Origin of the sequence: Streptomyces sp. TS71-3 (assembly GCF_018327685.1) — a bacterium.
Classification (GTDB): Bacteria; Actinomycetota; Actinomycetes; order Streptomycetales; family Streptomycetaceae; genus Streptomyces.
In genome coordinates this window covers 5,525,668-5,547,250 of the sequence record NZ_BNEL01000001.1, presented here as the reverse complement: position 1 = coordinate 5,547,250, position 21,583 = coordinate 5,525,668, and the positions used below count along the sequence as shown (strand labels likewise).

The following is a 21,583-nucleotide window of genomic DNA, read 5'->3' as shown; positions in this document are numbered from 1 at the left end:
GGCGCCGTCATGCCGCTCCCCCTCTCGGTGCCGGGCCGGTCGTCGTCGGCCGCTGCGCGCGCCACCGGTCGAGCTGGGGCAGCCGGCCGAGCCTGCCGGGGTGCCAGGGCTCGTCGTCGGTGCTCTCCCAGGCGCGGAACGGCACCCCGAGCTCCTCGCACAGGTACCGCACCGCGAACCGCCCGGTGGACGCCGCCCGGATCAGGCCGCCGAGGCCCACCCACTGCCCCGCCATGGAGAAGCCCGCGAGGCCGGGCAGCCGCATCCGGTCCCGGGACACCAGCCGGGCCGCCACGTCGTCGGCCTCCGAGAACGCCTTCCAGGCGAGGATGCTGCCGCGGTTGTTGCCGGTGTAGCGCTCGGTGGTGGCGGGCGAGGCGACGTCCACCACCTCGACGCGTCCGCAGATGCCCGGGTAGCGGCTCTCCAGGACGTCCAGGACGGCGTCGGCGGCGTCCTGCTTGCGGGCCCGGTACGCGCGGCGGCTGCGGGTGCGCAGGTCCTTCCAGGACCGGTGGTCGCTGAAGTAGGTGCAGTGCAGCAGGGATCTGCCGGGCGGGGCGAGGCCGTCGGTGTAACGGGAGCGGAGCTGCACCACGAGGCTCCCTTGCAGGGCCCCGGGCAACCGGGCGGCCTGCTCGGGGTCCAGCAGGTAGGTGGTGCTGTGCGGGTCGCTCTCACCCACCGTGCCCTGCACTCCGACGAAGACCGACACCACGGCGGGGAAGAGCGCATCGGGCCTGTTAACAATCTCTTCGTAGAGCCGCTCGATCCGGGGCCCGGTGTAGCGCCCCTGAAGCAGGCCGTAGACGGTGGTGTACCCGTCGCAGGCCGACACGACGTGGTCCGCGTAGTGGCGCGCGCCGCCCTTCAGCTCCACGCCGACCGCGCGGCCGTCCTCGACGAGGATCCGCTCGACGCGGGAGCGGTAGCCGATCGTGCCGCCGAGCCGGGTGTAGCGGCGCTCGATCGACCGGGCGAGGCCGAGCGAGCCGCCCTGCGGGAAGCCCGCGTTGCCGTTGTACGCCTCGGCCATGTTGAACAGGTACGGCAGCAGGGGGAAGCCCTCCGGGTCCTGGAAGAAGATGTTCCGGAACGCGCGGCGCAGCAGCGGGTCACGGAAGCGGTCGGCGTAGGCGTGCATCGGGGTGGCCGCCGTACGCCACAGCAGCCTCAGCCGCGGCAGCACCGCCCGCAGCAGATCGGCGCGCTCGCGCACCGTGCGCAGCGGAGGGGGCGTCAGAAACGGGTGGAGGTGCAGGCGTGCGAAGCGCCTCAGGTCACGGCAGAACGCCCTGATCAGGCGGCCGTCGGCGGGTGAGACGGCGAGCAGGTGCCGCTCGAGGCGGTCGGGGTCGTTGTAGAACGTGACCGACCGGCCGTCCACGTCCACGACGCGGTTGAACAGCTCGAAGTTGGCCACCGTCTTGCCGTCCAGGGCGCCGAGCTCGCGCCAGACGCGGTGCGCGTCGTTGCCCTCGGCGGTGCCGATCAGCCACTCGATGCAGTAGTCGAAGAGGTACCCGTCGCGGGACCAGGCCGTGCAGCAGCCGCCCGGCAGGACGTGCTTCTCGAAGATCCGTGTCTCCATGCCGCTCATCTGCGCGTAGCAGCCGGTGGCCAGGCCCGCGACGCCGGCGCCGATCACGATGACCCGCGGCGGCGCACCCGGCGGGCGGTCGCGTGCGCCCCAGTCGGGGCCGGTCTCACGCGCCGGCATGGGCGACGTCCTCGGTCAGCACGGACCGCAGCAGGTTCGCGTTGCGCAGCGCGTGGTCGCCGTCGAGCATCTCCGCGTGCGGGCCGTGGCCCCGCAGCAGCACGGTGCGGCCGGTGGAGGCGCCGTGCCAGCTCCCGCGGCGGCCCTCCTCGTACAGGGGCAGCTTGTCCTCGTCGGAGATCACGGTGAGGGGGGCCGCCACCGTGCCGAGGTTGGGCGTGCGGCTGCTGAAGTCCAGGTACTCGCGGGCCTGTTGCATGGTCTCCTCGGCCACGGTCTCGGAGCCGGTGTGCCGGCGCAGGTGCTCGCGGAGTTCGTCCTCGAAGGCGGCGACGGCCTCGGCGTCGAGCGGGTAGGCCTCGCGGGCCCGGAAGGAGTCCACGATGATCACGCCGGACACCGTCAGCCCGCGGCGCTCCAGTTCCTTGGCGACCTCGAAGGCGAGGTTGCCGCCGAGCGAGTAGCCGAAGAGGGTGCAGGGGGCGTCTCCGGTCAGGTCCGCGACGTGGTCGGCGTAGCGGGCCACCTTGTCGTCGCCTGGCAGGTGGTTGAAGGCGATCAGCCGGTGCTCGGGCAGGTGTGCGGCGAGCTGCCGGTGGACGAGGCCGTGCCCGCCCGCGGGTGGGAAGCAGAACACCGCCCGGCTCTCGCCCGCCTCCGTGTTGAAGACGAGGTACGGCTGGGTGCCCGCGATCCGCCCGGTGACCACGTGCTCCACCGTGCGGGCCATGCCCCGCAGCGTGGTGACCCGGAACAGCAGGCTGACCGGGACGTCGATGCCGAACTCGGTGCGCAGCCGGTGGATCAGCTCGATGAGCTTGACGGAGCTGCCGCCGGCCACGAAGAAGTCGTCGTCGAGTCCGGCCCGGGTCAGGCCGAGCAGTTCCTCCCAGTGGGCGGCCATCCGCTGCTCGTACAGCGTCACGGGTGGCTCGTGGGCGTCCCCACCCGGGTCGTAGACCGGAGCCGGCAGCGCGGCGGCGTCGACCTTGCCGTTGGACGTCAACGGCAGCGCGGGGACCTCGGTGAAGTACGCGGGGACCATGAAGGAGGGCAGCGACTCGGCGAGGTGCCGGCGCAGCTCCCGCGGTTGGGCGCCCGCGCCCGGCGCGGGCACGCAGTAGGCGCAGAGCACGCCCTCGGCGCCGAGGAGCTCGGAGCGGCGGACCGTCACCGCGGCCTGGGCGACGTCGGGGTGCTGGACGAGCAGCGCCTCGATCTCGCCGGTCTCGATGCGGTGGCCGGCCACCTTGACCTGGCTGTCGCCGCGGCCCAGCAGGTGCAGCACGCCGTCCCCGTCCCAGCAGGCCAGGTCGCCGGTGCGGTAGAGACGCAAGGGGCCGGTGCCGGCGCCGGGGCCGTCGAAGATGCGGTCGACGAAGCGCTCCGCGGTCTGCTCCGGATCGCCGGCGTAGCCGTCGGCGAGGCCCGCGCCGCCGATCCACAGCTCGCCGCGCACCCCCGGCGGCACCGGTTCGCCGCGCTCGTCCAGGACGTAGACGGTGCTGCCCGCGAAGGGACGGCCGATGGGCACCGTCCTGCCCGGTTCGAGGGCGTCGACCGGCCCCTCGTACCAGGTGCTGTCGATGGTGGCCTCGGTCAGCCCGTAGGAGTTGACCAGCCGCGTGCCGGCGCCGCACAGGGCGCGCAGCCTGCGGTGCTCGGCGGCGTTCCAGGTGTCGGAGCCGACGACCAGCAGCCGGAGGAAGTCCAGCCGGGCACCGCGCTCCTCGCAGTGGCCCACCAGCGCCCGGGCCACGGCCGGCACGAACTCCCCGCAGTCGACGCGCTCGCTCACCATCGTGCGGTGCAGGCGGGCGGTGTCGAACAGCAGGTCCCGGCCGACGAGGACCAGCGTGCCGCCGGAGCACAGGGCCCGCACCAGGTCGCCGGTGAAGACGTCGAAGGCGGCGCCGGCCATCTGGAGGTGCACGCGGACGTCGTCGTCGAGGCGGTAGGCGGCGCGCCATGCCTGGTAGGCCGAGGCGAGGCTCCGGTGGCTGATCCGGACGGCCTTGGGGCGTCCGGTGGAGCCCGAGGTGTGCACGACGTAGGCGGTGTCGTCCGGGGAGACCTCGGCGTCCGGGTCGGGCAGGGCCCCGCGGGCGGCCTCATCGTGCGGAGCCTCGCCATCCGGCTCCTCGCCGTGCGGATCCTCGCCGTATGGCTCCTCGTCGTACGGATCCTCGCCGTGCGGATCCTGTGCGGCCTGCTCCCGCCGCGGGTGCGGTACGGCGGGACAGGCGGTGCCGGCACCGGGGTCCGGCGTGCCGAGCAGGTGGTCCAGGGTGACGACGCTGGCGGTGGTGCCGGGCGGTGCGGGCGTGCCGGGGGCGGTGACGATCAGGGTGGCTCCCGCGTTGCGGGTCAGGTGGGCGAGGCGGTCGGCGGGGTGCTCGGGGTCGAGCGGCAGGTAGGCGGCGCCGGTCCGCCAGACCGCGAGCAGGACGGAGATCAGCTCGGGCGACTTCTCCAGGCAGACGGCGACGGTGGCGCCCTTGCCGGCGCCCAGCTGCCGGAGTGCGCGGGCCGCGCGCCGGGAGTCCCGTTCGAGCTCGCCGTAGGTGAGTGTGCGGGAGCTCCCGGACGCGGAGGGCGCCGACACGGCGACGGCGTCCGGGCAGGCGGCCGCGGCGCGCCGGATCAGCTCGTGGGCGGCGGGTCCGGGCGGGCTCTGCCGTCCCGCGCCGCTCCACTCGTCGAGGATCAGGCCGCGCTCCGCGGCGTCCAGCATCCGCAGCGCCCCGACCGGCCGGCCGGGGGCGGTGCGCGTGAGCGCGTCCAGCAGCCGTACGTAGTGCGCGGACATCCGGCGGACGGTGCGCGGCACGAAGAGGTCGGAGTTGTACTTGAAGACGCAGTGGAAGCAGCCGTCCGCGCGGTCCTCGTAGGCGGACAGCGTCAGGTCGAACTGCCCCTCCTCCTCGGGCAGCTCGATGTAGTCGAGCCGGTATCCGTACTGCTCGGTGGAGACCTTGTGCGCGAGCAGGATGAACATCGCCTGGAAGACCGCCGAGCGGCTGGGGTCGTGCCGCAGGCCCAGCTTCTCGACCAGCAGCACGAACGGGTACTCCTGGTTGTCGAGCCCGCCGAGGACCGCGCCCCGCACCCGTTGGAGGAGGTCGGCGGCCGTGGGCGCGTCGGCGAGGCTGACGTGCAGCGGCAGGGGGTTGACGAAGTACCCGTAGGTCCCGGCGAACTCCTCCTGGGTGCGGCCGGTGACGGGGCTGCCGACCACGATGTCGTCCTGGCCCGAGTAGCGGTGCAGCAGCAGGTAGTAGGCGCTGAGCAGCACGACGAAGACGGTGACGTTGTGCTCGCGGGCCAGGGCGTGAACGCGGGCGCTGAGTTCGGCGTCGAGCCGGAAGAACTCGGAGGCGCCGTTGTGCGTCTGCACCGGCGGGCGGGGCTTGTCAGTGGGCAGCGCGAGGACGGGCAGCTCCGCGGGCAGGTGCTCCCGCCAGTAGCTCAGCATCCGCTCGGCGTCAGGGCCGGCCAGGAACGCGTTCTGCCAGTTGAGGAAGTCGAGGTAGCGGGCGCGGACGGGCGGCAGCTCGGCCGGCCTGCCCTGCCGCATCCCCTCGTAGAGTGCGAAGAGCTCCTCGATGAAGGTGAACGTGGAGATGGCGTCGGAGACGATGTGGTGGACGCCCTTCATGATCACCCAGCGGTCCGGGCCGCGCCGGAACAGGTGCAGCCGCACCAGCGGGTCGGTGGCCAGGTCGTAGGGCCTGCGGTACTCGCGCACGATCATGCCGTGCACCTCCTCCCACGGCCGGCCCTCGACGTCGAACAGGCGCGTCTCGCCCCGCGTATCCGGCGAGATCCGCTGCACGGGGCCGCCGTCCTGGAGGACGAAGGACGCCCGCAGGGCGGGGTGCCGCTCGACCAGGGTGCGGAACGCGGCGAACAGCAGCTCGGGATCGAGCACGGTGCGCACCTCGACGGCGCCGCCGATGTTGTAGGCGAAGGCGTCGGGGTTGAGCTGCTTGAGGAACCACAGCGCTTTCTGGTTGTGCGTCAGCGGGTAGCAGCGCTCGTCGGTGTGCTCGGGGACGGGCGCGCTGCCGGAGTCCGGGGCGCCGCCCTCGCCCACGCCGGACCTCAGGTGCGCGCCGAGGCCGTCGGAGAGCTTGGTGACGAGGGTGTCGACGGAGGCGTTGCCGAGCAGGGCCACCACGGGCAGGGCGACGCCGAGGTCGGCGTGGACGCGGGCGCGCAGCTCCATGGCCAGCAGGGAGTCGAGACCGTGCGCGCCCAGCTCGTCGGCGGGGCCGATGCGGCCGGCTCCGATCCCCATGACGTCCGCGATCAGGGTGCTGAACCGCTCCGTCAGCAGCTGCCTGCGGGTCCCTTCGCCTGCCGCGGTCAGGCGCGCGAGGAAGCCGTCCGCGTCCTCGGCGGGCCGGTCCTCGCGGCCGGCGGCCAGCTCGGCCACCAGGGGCGGCGGTGCCGGGTACCAGGCGAGGAAGACCGGCCAGTCGATGATGGTGGCGACCAGCAGCTGTGCCGGGTGCTGCCCGATGACCCGCTCCAGCACGGCCATGCCGGCGCCCGGCGTCAGCGAGCTCATGCCGCGCGCGGTGCGGTAGTGCTCGACGAGTCCCAGTTCCTCGATCATGCCGGTGGCCCAGGGGCCCCAGTCGAGGCTGAGCGCGGGCAGGCCCCGGGCCCTGCGGTGGTGGGCCAGCGCGTCGAGGAAGGCGTTGCCCGCGGCGTAGTTGGTCTGGCCGGCGGTGGTGAGCAGCGAGGCGACGGAGGAGAACAGCACGAAGTGGTCGAGCGGCTCGTCGCGCAGCAGCCGGTGCAGCAGGAGGCCGCCGGCCGCCTTCGGGCCATAGGCGTCATCGAAGGCCGCCCGGTCCATCTCGGGCACGGTCGCGTCCCTGACCTGCCCGGCTAGGTGGAACACGCCCCGCACCGGGGGCAGTCCGCGCCGCCGGTGCCCGGCCAGCCAGCCGGAGAACGCGGCCTCGTCGGTGATGTCCAGCGCCGCGGGCAGCGCCTGCGCGCCCATCGCCTCCAGCTCCCTGACGAAGGCGATCCGCTGCCCGGCGGGGGTCGCCGGATCGGTCGTGGCCCAGAGCTCGCGCGGGGGCAGTCCGGTGCGTCCGGCCAGGATCAGCCGGCGGGCGCCGCGCGAGACCAGCGTGCGGCACAGCAGCCGGCCGAGCGCGCCGAACGCGCCGGTGACCAGATAGCTGCCGTCGGGCCGCAGCCGCAGCGGCAGCGGGCGGCTCAGGCCCTCCGGCCTCCTCAGCCGGCAGGTGTACCGCTGCCCGCCGCGCAGGGCGATCTCCTCCTCGCCGGGTGCGCCGGCGGCTTCCGTGCCGGACATCTCGCGCAGCAGCGCCTCGGCCTCGGCCGCCCGGGCTCCGCCGCCGTCCGCGTCCCCGCTGGGCAGGTCGATCAGCTTGCCGCGGTGCGCGGTGAGTTCCTGCTGCCACAGCACCCGGCCGACGCCCCATGCGGACGCCCCCAGCGGTTCGACGCGGTCCTGCCCGGCCGCGGCCTGGGCGCCGCGCGTGACGATGTGCAGGCGCGCGCCGGGGCAGGCGGACGGCAGCACCTGGGCGAGGCACACCAGGGACCAGGCGCCGAGGCCCGCGTGCTCCCCAAGGTCGCCGTGGGCGGCCGCGTCGAGCGGGGGAAGGTCGAGGTTCCAGAGGTGCGCGACGGTGTCCACGTGCGTGTCGAGCTCCGCGAACAGCCGCCTGAGGTCCTCCGCCCGGCCCGGGCGCACCGTGCTGCCGTCCTTGTCGTGCGCGTAGGCGGTGCCGTGCCGGACCAGGTGGCACCGGGCGCCGCGGGAGCGGGCCAGCTCGGCGAGCGCGTCGCCGACGCCGCCGCGGTCGGCGAGGACGAGCAGGGCGGTGGGGGGTGCGGCGGCGTCCTCGGCCGGCGGCAGCTGGGTCCAGACGGGTTCGGCGAGCCAGCCGTCGATGGTGTCCTGGCCGACGGAGCCGGCGGCGTGCTCGACGTCGACGGCGGTGCAGCCGGTGACCCGGCCGAGCGGTGCGCCGTCGTCGGTGTACAGCGCGATGTCGCCGGTCAGTTCACCGCTGTCGTCCCGCACGACGGTGGCGTGCGCCCACAGCGGGCCCTCGCCGGCCGGCAGCAGCCGGACCTCCTGGATGGACACCGGAAGCCGCATTCCGCCGGCGGGTCCGGCGTCGCCGTCGGGGCCGGCGGGTTCGGGCAGCCGTGTCGCCAGCAGGGTCTGGAGGCAGGCGTCGAGGAGCACGGGGTGGACGTGGCTGTCCGCGGCGTCCTCGGCCGGCAGTGCCTGGGGGTGGATCCGGGCGAGCGCCTCACCCTCGCCGATCCACACCTCCTCGATCCCCTGGAACGCGGGGCCGTACTGGTAGCCGGGCCCCGCCAGCGCCGCGTAGCAGTCCGCCCGCTTCACGTGGCGGTGGCTGCGGGCGCGGACGGCCGCCGCGTCGAGCGGCTCGCCGGGACTGCGCCGCTGCTCGGCGTGGACGGCTCCGGTGACGTGCACGGTGCCGGGCTCGCCGGGGGTCGCGACGGTGAACCGGGCGCTGGTCGGATCGAGCGTCAACTGAACGGTGGGTGAGGCGCCCTCGGGCAGGAACAGCGCCCTGTGCAGCTCGATCCCCGCGAGGGTGGCCTCGCCGCCGGTGAGCGAGCGCACCGCCTGCGCGGCCATCTCCAGGTATCCGGCGGCGGGGAAGACGACGTTGCCCTGGATGCGGTGGTCGGCGAGGTAGGGCAGGCGTTCCAGGTCGAGCCGCGACTCCCAGGTGGGGTGCGTGTGCGCGGTGCGGCGGCCGAGCAGCGGGTGGTCGAGCAGGCCGAGCCTGACCTGCCGCACGGGCGCGGGCTCCACCCAGTGCCGCTCGCGCCGGAACGGGTAGGGCGGCAGGGCGACGGGGCCTCCGGTGGGCTGGAGCACGTCCCAGTCCACGTGGACGCCGGCGTTGTGCAGGGCAGCCAGCGAGCGGGTGAAGCGCTCCGGCTCGTCCTCCCCGCGCCGGATCGACGGCAGCACCAGGCTCTTCGGCCGGCCGTCCAACGCCTCGGCGGCGGGCGCGGTGCCGGGGTCCGCGCCGGGCGCGCCGTCCTCCTGGAGGCACTCGCGGATGGCGTGGGCGAGGACCGGGTGCGGTCCGATCTCCAGGAAGACGCCGTACCCGTCGCGGGCGAGCGCGTCGACGGCGGAGCGGAACCTCACCTGGTCGCGGACGTTGCGCCACCAGTACGCGGCGTCGAGTTCGGTGCCGTGCGCGGTGCCCTCCTGCGCCGTGAGGTACAGCGGTACCTCCGCGGGGCGCGGTGCCAGGCCGGCGAGCGCGGCGAGCAGCTCGTCCTTGATCTCGTCCATCCGGACGCTGTGGTAGGGCACCTGCACGGTCAGGAACCGGGCGAAGACCTGCTCCTCGCCGAGCCGGTCGGCGATCTCCCGCAACACCTCGGGGTCGCCGGAGAGCGTCGTCGACGAGGGGCTGTTGGCGGCGGCCACCGACACCCGGTCGCGGTGCGGCAGGATGCGCCGCTCGGCCTCGGCCTCGGGCAGGCCGACGGCGAGCATGGTGCCGGTGCCGGCGAGCTTCTGCTGGAGGCGGCTGCGGTGCAGCACGATGCGCACGGCGTCCGCGAGGCTGTAGACGCCGGCCTCGTGGAACGCCGCCGCCTCGCCGGTGCTGTGCCCCACGATGGCGTCGGGCCGGATGCCGCGGCTGCGCCAGAGCGCGGCGAGCCCGACCTGGACGGCGAAGTTGGCGGGCTGGGCCAGCCAGGTCTCGGCCATGCGGGAGTCGGCCTCGTCGGCGGCGAGCTCGTCGGCCAGCGACCAGCCCGCCTGGCGGCGGATCTCGCGGTCGCAGCGCAGCACCGCCTCGCGGAAGACCGGCTCGGTCTCGAAGAGCCCGCGCCCCATGCCCCACCACTGCGGTCCCATGCCGGTGAACACCCACGCCAGCTTCCGGTGCCGCGGCTCGCGCCGCCGGCCGGTCAGCACCCCCGGGTGGGCCTCGCCGCGCTCGAAGGCCGCCAGTGCCTCGTCGAGGGTCTGCCGCGAGGAGTACACCACCGACATCCGGTGCTCGTGGTGCTGGCGCCGGTGGGCCAGGGTGTGGCCGAGGTCGTCCAGCGAGACGGGCGGGCCGTCCGCGCCGGCCAGTTCGCGGCGGATGCCGGCGGCGAGTTCCGGGAACAGCGCGGGGTCCTTGGCGCTCAACGGCAGGACGGTGGGCGCGGGCTTCCGCTCGGCCTCGGCCAGGGGGCGGCGCGGCGGTGCCTCCTCCAGCAGGACGTGGGCGTTGGTGCCGCCGAAGCCGAAGGAGTTGACGCCGGCCCGGGCGGGCCCGTCGTGTTCGGGCCAGTCCACGGCCTGCGTCGGGATCTCGTACGGCTGGTCCTCGTCGATGGCGGGGCTGAGCCGCTCCAGGTTGATGTGCGGGGGGATCCGACGGTGTTTGAGGGCGAGCGCGGTCTTGATCAGCCCGGCGATGCCGGCGGCGGACTCGGCGTGGCCGATGTTCGTCTTGACCGAGCCGACATAGCAGGTGGCGCCCGGCTTGCGGCCGATGGCGAGCGCCTGTCCGAGCGTGGCGGCCTCGATGCGGTCGCCGACCGGTGTCGACGTGCCGTGGGCCTCGACGTACTGGAGGTCTCCCGGTGTGATGCCGGCCTCGGCGCAGACCCGTTCGACCAGCGTGACCTGGGCGTCGGCGTTGGGCACGGTGATGCCGTTCGTCCGGCCGTCCTGGTTGACCCCGGTGCCGGCCACCACCGCGTGGATCGGGTCGCCGTCGCGCAGCGCGTCCGCCAGCCGCTTGAGCACCACGACCCCGACGCCCTCGGCGCGCACGTAGCCGTCGGCGGCGGCGTCGAAGGTGCGCGACCGGCCGTCCGCCGACAGGAAGCCGCCCTTGGTCTCGGCGATGGTGTACTGCGGCGCCATGTGCAGCATCACCCCGCCCGCGAGGGCCAGTTCGCTCTCCCCGCGCAACAGGCTCTGGCGCGCCAGGTGCACGGCGACCAGCGACCCGCTGCACGCGGTGTCGAGGGACATGCTGGGGCCGCGGAAGTCGAAGCAGTGCGAGATGCGGTTGGCGAGGATCGCCATCATGGTGCCGGTCGCGGTGTGCGCGGCCAGCGATTCGAAGCCCAGGTCGGAGAACTGAAGGATCTTGTAATCCAGCGTGAAGGCGCCGATGTAGACGCCGACCCTGGTGCCCGCCAGCTCCGCCGGCCGCTGCCCGCCGTCCTCCAGCGCCTCCCAGGACACTTCCAGGAGCTTGCGCTGCTGCGGATCCATGTGTCCGGCCTCGCGCGGGCTGATCCCGAAGAAGGCCGGATCGAACTCGTCGAACCCGTCGATATACCCGCCTCTGCCTCCCACAAGACGTCCGGGCCGGTCTCTGTCCCGGCTCCCGAGGGTCGTGACGTCGTACCGGTCGGGAGGTGTGGGGGTGAGACAGTCCCTGCCGTCGATCAGGTTCCGCCAGAACGTCCGGTGGTCACGGGCGCGGCCTGGGAAGCGGCAGCCGATTCCAATGATCGCGATCCGGTCGGAAGAGGCAGCAGAGAGCGAATCCGTCATGGTCCGTTCCATGGGTGAGGGCGCCGTGGCGCGAGTGGACGAGCGACGGGAGGGGCCCGCGACGGGTCGGCGGTGCCGGGCCTGAGCACGTCCGCGGTACCGCGGGCATGCCGGACCTCCCGGCAGCCGGGCTCGGACGTGCTGTCAGCGGTGGTCGCCGAGCGCAGGTCGGCCGGGTCGAGGGCCTGGTCGGGCGGAGATGGCCGGCCGCGCCGTGGCACAGCCGCAAGATAAAGGGGAGTAGGAATGGGCAGCCGGAAAGGGAGCGGCCGATCCGGCTCCCGAATTCTGCCACCGGCCACGGCACGCCCAAGCAAATCTTGCAACGACAGAAAAGTTCTTCGTTACGATGCACCTAATGTCGTACGAACTGCGCCCGGCCCCCCCTCCCCGGGTCCCCGGCGCCTTCGAACACGCCGTCGGAGCTGGGAAGTTCACGCAGCGCATACGTTCGCACCACTGCCGTTCCCCCTCACGGCGGAATACGGAAGGGCATTCGGACGGCGAACGTGAATACGAGGAAGGGCGGGTCTTCCGCCATTGCGATGCTTTCCGTATGCGTACGCCGGAGGCTCTTTCTTGCCATGACGGCGACAGCAGCGACAGATGCCGCGGCGGCGAGCCGGCCGAGGACGCGGCGCCCGTCGTCACGTTGAGCATGCGCGAGGCCGCCCTCGGCGAGCCGGGCGCCTCCGAGCGGCTCATCGCCGCGGTCACGGACGCCGTGGCCGGGGTGCTCGGTGAGTCCGTGCGGGAACGGGTGGCCGTCCTGCTGGTCGGAATGCCGCCCGGCCGCTCCGGTGTCGGCGGCGAGGTGTCCTGAACCCGGGCCGCGATGCCCCGCGGCGCCGCACGAAACGGGGTTGCAGGGCGCCGGGGGCGGCGGTGGGATGAAGGCATGACGCAGTCGCCCTTCGCGCATGCATCTTCCGCCGACGAGCCGTCCCCCTCCCCCACCGCTCCGTCCACCGCCCCGCCCGGTGACTCCCCCGCCGCCGCTCAGCAAGGTGCCTGCCTCTCCTCCGCCCCGGCCGACCCCGCGGACGCCGATCCGCCGGGAGACTGGGACACGGGCCCGTCCGGGGACGGGGACTCCGGCTCTTCCGGAGGCGGGGACACCGACCCGCCCCGCCACGTCGATGCCGACTCGCTGGACCACCGATACCGAGGTGAACATCCGCTACGGACGCTCGCGTACCTCTTCCGCCCCGACCGCGGCCGGCTGGCCCTCGCGGTCGGGGCGTTCCTCGTCAAGCACAGTCCGGTGTGGCTGCTGCCGCTGATCACCGCCAACGTGCTGGACGTGGTGGTGTCGCACCGCCCCGTGACGGAGCTGTGGGTCAACACGGCGGTGCTGCTGGTGATCCTGCTGCTCAACTACCCGCTCAACCAGCTCTACGTGCACTGCCTGGCCACCAGCATCCGGCGCACCAGCACGGTGCTGCGCTCGGCCCTCTGCCGGCGGATGCAGCAGCTGTCGATCGGCTACCACTCCCGGGTGAGTTCGAGCGTGCTCCAGGCCAAGGTCGTGCGCGACGTCGAGGCGATCGAGCAGATGGCGAAGCAGTCCGCCGACCTGGGACTGGGGGCCGTGGTCAACCTCTGCGGCGGCCTGGTGACCATCGGGCTGCGCGTGCCGTCGTTCCTGCCGGTCTTCCTGGTGGTGGTACCGGCGGCTGCCGTTCTGGTGAGGCGGTTGCGCGGCAGGCTGCGCGGCCACAACGAGTCGTTCCGGCGCGAGATAGAGCAGCTGTCCTCGCGGGTGGGCGAGATGACGAGCCTGATACCGATCACCCGCGCCCACGGCCTGGAGCACGCGGCGCTGGGCCGGGTGGACGGCTCGCTGCGGCAGGTGTCCGCCGCCGGGCTGCGCCTGGACCGGCTCAACGGCAGGTTCGGCTCGCTGGCCTGGATCCTGCTCAACATCCTGGGCGTTGCCTGCCTCTCCGGCTCGGCACTGGTCGCCTACTACGGATGGCTGCCGCTCACGGCGGGCGACGTCGTCATGCTGAGCGCCTTCTTCACCGTGCTCACCAGCTCGATGACCAGCCTCCTCGGACTCGCCCCGATCGTCACCAAGGGCCTGGAGTCGGTGCGCTCGGCCGGCGAGGTCCTCCAGGCCCCGGACCTGGAGAGCAACGCGGGCAAGCAGCGCGTGGAGCGGGTCGCGGGCCGGATCGACTTCGAGGGGGTGGGATTCGCGTACGAGGGCGCCGGGGCGCCGGCCGTCAGCGATTTCAGCCTCTGCGTGCGGCCGGGCGAGACGGTCGCCCTGGTGGGCGCCTCGGGCGCGGGCAAGTCGACGGTGCTGAACCTCCTCGTCGGCTTCATCCGCCCCACCTCCGGGCGCATCCTCCTCGACGGCACGGACATGGCGGGGCTGGACCTGCGGACGTACCGCCGCTTCCTGTCCGTGGTCCCGCAGGAGTCGATCCTCTTCGAGGGCAGCGTCCGCGAGAACGTCGCCTACGGCCGGGGGCACGCGGACGAGGCGGCGGTGCGCCAGGCCCTGCGGGACGCCAACGCGCTGGAGTTCGTCGACCGGCTGCCGCTGGGCCTGGACACCGTGGTCGGGGAGCGCGGCGCCCGGCTGTCGGGAGGGCAGAAGCAGCGCCTTGCGATCGCGCGCGCCCTGATCCGGGATCCGCGGGTGCTCGTCCTCGACGAGGCCACCTCCGCGCTCGACAACCGTTCCGAGGCACTGGTCCAGCAGGCTCTGCGGCGGCTGGTGCGGGGCCGCACGGTCTTCGTGGTCGCCCACCGGCTCTCCACGATCCAGGGCGCCGACCGCATCGTCGTGATGGACGGCGGCCGTATCGCCGAGGTCGGCACCCACCGCCAGCTCCTCGACCGGGGCGGCGTCTACGCACGGCTGCATCCGGTGGCGCCGTGACACGGGGCCCGTACGGCTATCGCGGTGGTTGCGGCGACAGCCACCGCGACGGTCACGGCGGCAGCTACGGCTGCGTAGGCCTCAGCTACGGCCACGGCTGCTTGTGCGCCCGCCGCGGCTTCGGCGACCACCGTGGCCGACCGGGCCCAGACCCGGAACAGGGCCGCGGCGTCAGGCTCCCAGGCCCTCGATGACGACGGCGCCGGGCAGCCCCGCGAGCGCCTTGCCCGGCACGATGAGCTTTCCGCGGCGCTGCCCGCTGCCGATCAGGACGTGCGGAAGGTCGGCGACGGCCGAGTCCACCAGCAGCGGCCAGTCCGCGGGCAGCCCGATGGGGGTGATGCCGCCGTACTCCATGCCGCTCTCGCCGGTGGCCGTCTCCATCGGGGCGAACGAGGCCTTGCGGACCCCGAGGTGGCGGCGGACCACGCCGTTGACGTCGAGGCGGGTGGCGGACAGCACCACGCAGGCCGCGAGAGTGGTCGTCCCGCCCCGCTTGCCCGCCACGACCACGCAGTTGGCCGACGTGTCCAGCAGATCGCTCCCGTAGTGCTCGACGAACGTCGCCGTGTCGGCCCACTCGGGCTCGCTGTCGACGTGGAGAAGCTGCTCTGCGGGAACGCTGCCGGTCCACTGCCGCACGGCGTCCGCGACCGGTGCCACGAGCCGGTCCAGGCACTCCGGGGCGGGGATGGCGTCGGCGAAGCCTCCGATGGGTGCACGCATGGCGAAACGCTAGCAGCCGCCGGGCCGAGGCAACGTCCGCCGGGGGCGGGGCCCGGCGGGGCCGGGTGACGGGGGCGTGGGGTGACCGGGCCGGTGCGATACCGGGCGGAGACGTGTGGCGACCGCGGCCGGCGCGGTACGGCGCCGCGTGTCAGGGATGCGGTGGAACGGACACGACCATCTTCATCCGTACCGGCTCGGCGCCGTCGTTGCGGTAGCCGTGCGGCACGTGGGACTCGAAGACGGCGGAGGTGCCGGCCGGAACGGTGTGGTCGTGCCCGTCGACGGCCACGGTGAGGGTGCCCTCCTCGACGTGCAGCAGCTCGGTGGTGCCGACCGGGTGCGGGTCCGAGGTGCTGGTGTCGCCCGGCATCAGCTTCCAGGCCCAGAGCTCCAGGGGGCCGCGCTGCTCGGTGCCCACCAGGAGCGTGCTGCTGCTGCCCGCGGGCGTCGACCACATCCGCACCGCCTGGTCCTCCGGCACCAGCCTGAGCGTCGGGCTCTGGTCCTGGTCGAGCAGCGTCGCGATGCTGACGCCGAGCGCGTCGGCGAGCTTGACGGTGGTGCCGACGCTGGGGTTGGTGCGCGCCTGCTCGATCTGGATGATCATTCCGCGGCTGACCCCGGCGCGCGAGGCGAGTCCGTCGAGCGTGTAGCCGCGCTCGCCGCGCCACCGCCGGAGGTTGCGCGCGAGCGATTGCGTGAGCTGGTCGAGGTCCGACACGTTCCGTCCAATATTCTGGATGACAGAGTGCAGTGTACTGAACTACTGTGTGGTGTACTGACGATGCACTGCACTGTACTGCCCTGCGAGGTCTCCATGTCTGCTTCCATCGCCCTGCTCACCAGCCTGCTGTGGGGGCTGGCCGACTTCGGCGGCGGCCTGCTCACCAGACGCATCCCCGCGCTCACGGTGGTCGTGGTGTCGCAGAGCTGCGCCGTCGTGGTGCTCGCCACCCTGGTCGCCGTGACCGGCGGCTGGCCGGAGGCCGGACCCCGGCTCTGGTTCGCCGTCGGCGCCGGCCTGGTGGGCACGGTCGCCATGTTCTCCTTCTACCGCGCCCTGGCACTCGGCCCCATGGGAGTCGTCTCGCCCCTCGGCTCGCTCAGCGTCGCGGTCCCGGTGGGCGTGGGCCTGGTGCTGGGCGAGCGGCCCGGCATCCTCCAGGCCGCGGGCATCGCCGTCGCGGTGATCGGGGTGATACTCGCGGGCGGCCCGGAGCTGCGCGGCGAACCGGTGCAGCGCCGCACGGTCGCCCTCACCCTGGTCGCCGCGGCCGGTTTCGGCACGGTCATGGCCCTGATCTCGCACGCCTCCACGAACACGACGGGCCTGTTCCTCGCCCTCCTGGTACAGCGGGTCACCAATGTCCTGGTCGGCGGGTCGGCGCTCCTCGTGTCGATACGCAGGGGGAAGGCGGCGCTGCCCCAGGACGGCGGCATACGCGTGATCACGGGTACTCTGCCCGCGCTCGCCTTCGTGGGCCTGGCCGACGTCGCGGCGAACGGCACCTACGCCGTGGCATCCCGGCAGGGTCCGGTCGCCGTGGCCGCCGTGCTCGCCTCGCTCTACCCCGTGGTCACCGCGCTCGCGGCCCGCGGTTTCCTCAGCGAGCGGCTACGGGGGATACAGGCGGCAGGGGCGGGTCTGGCGATACTCGGGGCGGTGCTGCTGGCGACGGGGTGAGGATTCGAGGGTGGGCTAGGGAGCTGAGGGTGCTGGGGGGGGGCGGCCTCACGGGGCTCAAGCGGCTCAGGTGCCTGTGCCCTCAGGGGGGCCAGAAGGTTCAAGCGGCTCAGGTGCCTGTGACCTCAGGGGGCTGAGAAGACTCAAGGGGGCTCAGGTGCCTGTGGCCTCAAGGGGCTGAGAAGACTCAAGGGCTCAGGTCTCCGCGGAGACGCCCCTCGCCATGGCTGCGTCCGCACCAGCGGTATCCGTGATGGCTGCACTCGCGGTGGCAGCCCCGGCGGTGGCGGCACCCGCGGTGAGGCCATCCGCGCCGGCCCCGCTCTCCCGGCCCTCCGCACCTCCGGCGGCGTTCGCCGCTTCCGACTCCTCGGCGGCGGCGAGTGCGAGCAGTTGCTCGGGGGTGATGCCCTCGGGGATGGCCACGGGTGCGGGCGTACGCAACGGGGGCTGCCAGCCGTCTTCGGGGCACCAGCGCCGCACCACCCGGGCCGGCGCGCCGGCGACCACCGTGTGGTCCGGCACCGTGCCGCGCACCACCGCGCCGGCGGCGACCACGACGTTCCGCCCCACGACGGCGCCGGGCAGGATCACGGCGCCGGTGCCGATCCAGCAGCCGGGGCCGATCTCGACCGGCTCCATGCGGGGCCACTGCCTGCCGATGGGCTGGTGCGGGTCGTCGTACGAGTGGTTGGTGGAAGTGATGTACACGTACGGACCGAAGTAGCAGTCGTCTCCGATGGTGACCCTGGTGTCCGCGATGACGTGGCTACCGCGGCCGATGACGACCCCGTTGCCGATCCGCAGCACGGGCTCGGGCCCGAGGTCGACGCCCGGCACCAGGCCGGCGGTGAGGGTGACCTGCTCCGCGACGATGCAGTGGGATCCGAGCTGGATCCACGGCTCGCCGAAGACGGTGCCCTGGGGAAAGGCGAGCCGGGTCCCGGCCCCGATCGAAGCGAACCGCAGCCGGCCCGGATGCTGTGCGGTCACCGCTCCGGCAGCCTGGGCCCACGCCCAGCACCTGTGGATCAGGTACTGCGCAAGACGGCGCCCCCAGCCCACCGGGGATGAGAACACGTTCTTGTTCGTCGCCACCCGCCCACCGTACTCAGCGCCGGCAAGGGGCCATCAGGGCACCGGTTGTGATCTTCGCCCCACCCCGGCCGCGGGGGATGACGGCGCATCGCTTAACCTGCGGTCGCGCGCCACCGGTCTCGTACCGTAACGAGTGTGACCCGGCGCACAGCCGTGCCGGGCAGACGGCCCGCAACGCAGCGAGGAGACGCCGATGACCGACCGAGCACTGATCAGCGCGGTGGGCGGCAAGGATCCCTTGATCGAGGACGGCGCCTTCATCGCCCCCGGGTCGGTCGTGATCGGCGAGGTGAGCGTCCAGGCCGGCGCGAGCGTCTGGTACGGGGCGGTGCTGCGCGCCGACTACAGCCCCATCACCCTCGGTGCGGGCAGCAACATCCAGGACAACTCCACCGTGCACTCCGACCCGGGCTTCCCGGTGGCCATCGGCGAGCGGGTCTCGGTCGGCCACAACGCGGTGGTGCACGGCTGCACGATCGAGGACGAGTGCCTGGTCGGGATGGGGGCGACCGTGCTGAACGGCGCGGTGATCGGGACGGGGTCGCTGATCGCCGCGCAGGCGCTGGTCCCCCAGGGCATGCAGGTGCCGCCGGGGTCCCTGGTCGCCGGCGTGCCCGCGAAGGTGCGCCGCCCGCTCACGGACGAGGAGCGCGAGGGGATCACCCTCAACGCCACCGTCTACATCGAGCTTGCGAAGGCGCATGCCGCCACCCATGCGGAGGGTCACATCCGCCGCGAGCTCCGCGGCGCCCACGAATTCCACCTGCCGGACCCCGAGCCCACCCCGGAGGAGTCCGACGGCGGCGGCGAGAGCGGGACGACAGGGGCGGCAGAGGGCGACGACAAGGAGCACTAGCAGAGGTAGGGCGCCGGCCGGGGGCGGTTGGTTCCGCTACTCGGCGTCCGCGCCGGCGGGCTCCTTCTCCTGCTCCGCGTGCGCCGCGCCGGCCTCTTCCGCCTTCTTCCCCCGGCGCCGGATGACGACGAAGGACGCGAGCCCGATCAGCACCGCGAGCACCAGGCCCACCCAGGAGAAGCGGGAGAGCCAGGACTCGGCGACCAGACCCAGGTAGTAGATGACGGCCGTGGTGCCGCCCGCCCAGATCACCCCGCCGAGGAGGTTGGCGATGAGGAACTTCCAGTACGGCATGTGGAGCACACCGGCCAGCGGGCCGGCGAAGATCCGCAGCAGGGCGATGAAGCGGCCGAAGAACACGGCCCACATCCCCCACTTCTCGAAGGACCGCTCGGCGGTGGCCACATGGCCGGGGCTGAAGTGTGAGGGGAACTTCGCGCCCAGCCAGGCGAGCAGCGGGCGGCCGCCCTTGCGTCCGATGGCGTAGCCGATGGAGTCGCCGATGACGGCACCGGCGCTCGCGCTGGCGCCCAGGACGAACGGGTCGATGTGCCCCTGCTGGGAGGACAGCAGCGCGGCGGCGACCAGGATGATCTCGCCCGGCAGCGGGATGCCGAGGCTCTCCGTGCCGATGACCAGGGCCACCAGCAGATACACGCTGACCGCCGGAATGTGCATCAGCCACTCGTGGACGTTCAACCCCGGTCCTCCCGCTTTGCCCGCCTCGCCACGGCCCTGGTCCGCCGGCTCGGCCGCGCGCTGTCCGCGCACCCCCTGCACGCTTGTACGGAAGCCTACCTGCTGGTCCCGCCGGGACGGTGCGCCGCCGAAGGGCGAGGAGGCGTGTCGGCCGGGCCGCGACCGGGCGTCCGGGTCGCGTGGCCGTCTCAGTGGCTGGGACGGCGGTCGCCTCCGGAATGGGATGGCGGTCGCCTCCGGACTGGGACGGCGGTCGCAGCCCAGGCACCCCCAGAGATCGCCCGGAGCGACACGTGGCGTCATCGAACAGGATCAGACGTGTCTGAATCCGATCCGGACGGTGGCCCCGCCCGCGTGCCGAGGCACCGTCCCGGCCCTGGTGGTCGGAGCCCGGCGGTGCCTCGGCCTGGCCCGTGGGTCAGGTGTGCAGCTGCCACTTCTGGTTGGCCGTGCCCGTACAGGTCCAGAGCTGGACCTTCGCGCCGTCGGCCGACGACATGTCCGTCACGTCGAGGCACTTGTTCGCCGCCACGTTGACCAGGTCGCCGGCCGACTCCAGGCGCCACTGCTGGGCACCGGTGCCGTTGCAGTCGTACAACTGGACCTTGGCGCCGTTCGCGGTCGAGGCGCCGGCGACGTCGAGGCACTTGCCGCCGGCGCCGGTGAGGGTGCCCGTCCTGTCGGAGCCGCCGCTCTGGGTGCCCGCCCAGGTGAACGTCGCGGAGGTCTTGCCCGGCAGCGAGTAGCCGAACGACTGGCCGCCCCAGACGACCTTGATCTGCTGGGCCGAGGTGGACGGGTTGTAGGCGATGAGGGCCTTGCTCCCGTCGGGGTTCTGCCAGGCGACGTTGGGGACGGACGTGGAGGCGGTCGAGGCGATGCGGTGGGCGCCGGGGCGCACGAACTTGGTGACGTGGCCCATCGTGTAGTACTCGACGGTGTAGTCGACCTGGCCGCTGCGGCTGTCGCCGTTGTGGACGGTGATCAGGCCGGTGCAGGTGCCGCAGCCCCCGTTGTGCGGGCCCATGCCCTGGTCGACGGCGAGACTCCACTTGACCCAGCTCTGTCCCCAGTTGCGGAAGTAGTCGACCAGGTTGGTCATGTCCTCGTTCTGCTGGTCCGCGATCCAGGTACCGCCGGAGTGCTCCGTGTCGAAGGCGGGCACGTTCGGGTACTGGTTGTGGACCGTCGTCTGGGTGTCGATGTGGCCCGTGTAGCCGTGGTAGGCGATGCCCCCGAAGTTGGGGTCGTTGCGGATCGCGGCGTCGTCCACGGTCGGCTGCGCGTACCCCGCGTACGAGTCGGGGTTCCAGTCGAGGGCGAGGACCTTGGTCTTCAGGCTCGCGCTGTGCAGCGCCGGCAGGAGGCTGTTCTTGGCGAAGTAGGCGAGACCCGAGCCGTTCCACTGCATGGACGGGTAACCGCCGCAACAGGTCGGCTCGTTCTGCTCCGAGACGTAGTCGATCGGCACTCCGGCGCTCTGGTACGCCTGGATGTACTTCACGAAGTACTGCGCGTAGGCGCCGTAGTACTGGGATTCCAGCCAGCCCTGGTCGTAGCTGTCGTTGTCCTTCATCCACGGCGGGGCGGTCCACGGCGAGGCCATGACCTTCAGCGCCGGGTTGAGCTGCTTGGCCTGCCTGGTCAGCGGCAGCACGTCGGCCTGGTCGTGGGCGATGCTGAACTTCGCGAGGCCCGGGTCGGTCTGGCCGGCCGGCACGTCGTCGTAGGTGTAGCTGAACCGGGCCAGGTCGGAGGCGCCCATCGGGTTGCGCAGGAAGCTCACGCCGATGCCGGAGGTGGGCGAGAACAGCTTGTTCATGACGTCGGTGCGGGTGGCCTGAGACAGTGCCCCGCTGCTGTTCATCAGCCACGCCGCGGTGTCCGTGAACGATGCGCCCGCGCCGCTGAACTCCTGGTACCTGGTGTTCTCGTCGACGCTGATGGCCGTCCCGCCACCGCCGCTGCCGGCCTGGAACGCGATGGGGGTCTGGTCCTGGAGGCCGCGGGTGACGTGCCGCCCGCCCGCGTCGTCCGTGGTGGTCAGCGCTATGTGCACTTGCTCGCCCGCGGCCTGCGCGGTTCCCGCGGCCACTTGGGTCAGTCCCGTGACACCAAGTACGCCGACCAGCGCGAATCTCGCGCAACGTTGCAAGAGGCCAGTCGATCTCGCCATAGAGTGCTGCCCTTCTCGTGCCCCTGGTGGGAGGGGGCGGCCACGCAGCCGCGGCGTGAGTGAACTGTCCCCGTGACACTGCGTCAAGATGTCGACACGGCAGCTGATGCCGCTGCACCCCCGATGACCTGGGGCAACGCCGCTCCGGAAAAGTTCGTAC

General features: G+C 72.9%; 10 protein-coding genes and 1 pseudogene. 4 read left to right on the top strand and 7 right to left on the bottom strand.

The features are described 5' to 3' along the window. Nucleotides 1-7: 7 nt before the first annotated feature. Together Sm713_RS22620 and Sm713_RS22615 are read right to left on the bottom strand one after the other, a co-directional pair. Entirely contained in the window at nucleotides 8-1,720 is a 1,713-nt protein-coding gene (locus Sm713_RS22620; RefSeq protein WP_212911374.1) for an NAD(P)/FAD-dependent oxidoreductase, read from the bottom strand. Beyond that, a complete protein-coding gene (locus Sm713_RS22615; RefSeq protein WP_212911373.1) occupies nucleotides 1,707-11,288 on the bottom strand; it encodes a hybrid non-ribosomal peptide synthetase/type I polyketide synthase in 9,582 nt (3,193 codons plus the stop codon). The genes Sm713_RS22620 and Sm713_RS22615 overlap by 14 nt, the downstream gene beginning before the upstream one ends. 556 nt (nucleotides 11,289-11,844) lie before the next feature. On the opposite strand from Sm713_RS22615, the gene Sm713_RS22610 reads away from it, so the two are divergent. Beyond that, complete coding sequence (locus Sm713_RS22610; RefSeq protein WP_212911372.1) at nucleotides 11,845-12,111, top strand: tautomerase family protein; 267 nt, start codon at nucleotides 11,845-11,847, stop codon at nucleotides 12,109-12,111. A gap of 75 nt (nucleotides 12,112-12,186) precedes the next feature. Continuing rightward, on the top strand, nucleotides 12,187-14,181 hold the full coding sequence (locus Sm713_RS22605) for an ABC transporter ATP-binding protein (protein ID WP_249416443.1): 1,995 nt from the start codon (nucleotides 12,187-12,189) through the stop codon (nucleotides 14,179-14,181). Nucleotides 14,182-14,352: 171 nt separating this feature from the next. Here Sm713_RS22605 and Sm713_RS22600 read toward each other — a convergent pair whose 3' ends face one another. Both Sm713_RS22600 and Sm713_RS22595 read right to left on the bottom strand, forming a co-directional pair. Beyond that, the gene (locus tag Sm713_RS22600; protein ID WP_212911371.1) at nucleotides 14,353-14,907 is read right to left on the bottom strand and encodes a YbaK/EbsC family protein; all 555 of its coding nucleotides are present in this window, start codon (nucleotides 14,905-14,907) and stop codon (nucleotides 14,353-14,355) included. A gap of 151 nt (nucleotides 14,908-15,058) precedes the next feature. Next, on the bottom strand, nucleotides 15,059-15,631 hold the full coding sequence (locus tag Sm713_RS22595; RefSeq protein WP_212911370.1) for a helix-turn-helix domain-containing protein: 573 nt from the start codon (nucleotides 15,629-15,631) through the stop codon (nucleotides 15,059-15,061). 96 nt (nucleotides 15,632-15,727) lie between these two features. Here Sm713_RS22595 and Sm713_RS22590 point away from each other — a divergent pair, with 96 nt between their 5' ends. Continuing rightward, nucleotides 15,728-16,594 carry a DMT family transporter gene (locus Sm713_RS22590; protein ID WP_212911369.1) on the top strand — a complete coding sequence of 289 codons (867 nt, stop codon included), beginning with the start codon at nucleotides 15,728-15,730 and terminating at the stop codon, nucleotides 16,592-16,594. Between the two features lie 195 nt (nucleotides 16,595-16,789). Here the strand turns inward: Sm713_RS22590 and Sm713_RS22585 are convergent, their stop codons facing one another. Further along, nucleotides 16,790-17,692 carry an acyltransferase gene (locus Sm713_RS22585; RefSeq protein WP_212911368.1) on the bottom strand — a complete coding sequence of 301 codons (903 nt, stop codon included), beginning with the start codon at nucleotides 17,690-17,692 and terminating at the stop codon, nucleotides 16,790-16,792. 193 nt (nucleotides 17,693-17,885) lie between these two features. Here Sm713_RS22585 and Sm713_RS22580 point away from each other — a divergent pair. Next, nucleotides 17,886-18,407, top strand: a pseudogene (locus Sm713_RS22580) (gamma carbonic anhydrase family protein); the annotation flags it as partial. A gap of 177 nt (nucleotides 18,408-18,584) precedes the next feature. Here Sm713_RS22580 and Sm713_RS22575 read toward each other — a convergent pair. After that, nucleotides 18,585-19,247, bottom strand: coding sequence for a DedA family protein (locus Sm713_RS22575; RefSeq protein WP_212911366.1), 663 nt, complete (start codon nucleotides 19,245-19,247; stop codon nucleotides 18,585-18,587). Nucleotides 19,248-19,665: 418 nt separating this feature from the next. Then, entirely contained in the window at nucleotides 19,666-21,423 is a 1,758-nt protein-coding gene (locus tag Sm713_RS22570; RefSeq protein WP_212911365.1) for a ricin-type beta-trefoil lectin domain protein, read from the bottom strand. Between the last annotated feature and the right edge of the window lie 160 nt (nucleotides 21,424-21,583).

What these genes read in the sequence shown, in the direction of transcription:
- Sm713_RS22615 (WP_212911373.1), bottom strand. Translation starts at nt 11,288, where the DNA reads ATGACGGATTCGCTCTCTGCTGCCTCTTCCGACCGGATCGCGATCATT.
- Sm713_RS22590 (WP_212911369.1), top strand. Translation starts at nt 15,728, where the DNA reads ATGTCTGCTTCCATCGCCCTGCTCACCAGCCTGCTGTGGGGGCTGGCC.
- Sm713_RS22570 (WP_212911365.1), bottom strand. Translation starts at nt 21,423, where the DNA reads ATGGCGAGATCGACTGGCCTCTTGCAACGTTGCGCGAGATTCGCGCTG.
- Sm713_RS22620 (WP_212911374.1), bottom strand. Translation starts at nt 1,720, where the DNA reads ATGCCGGCGCGTGAGACCGGCCCCGACTGGGGCGCACGCGACCGCCCG.
- Sm713_RS22610 (WP_212911372.1), top strand. Translation starts at nt 11,845, where the DNA reads ATGCGTACGCCGGAGGCTCTTTCTTGCCATGACGGCGACAGCAGCGAC.
- Sm713_RS22600 (WP_212911371.1), bottom strand. Translation starts at nt 14,907, where the DNA reads ATGCGTGCACCCATCGGAGGCTTCGCCGACGCCATCCCCGCCCCGGAG.
- Sm713_RS22605 (WP_249416443.1), top strand. Translation starts at nt 12,187, where the DNA reads ATGACGCAGTCGCCCTTCGCGCATGCATCTTCCGCCGACGAGCCGTCC.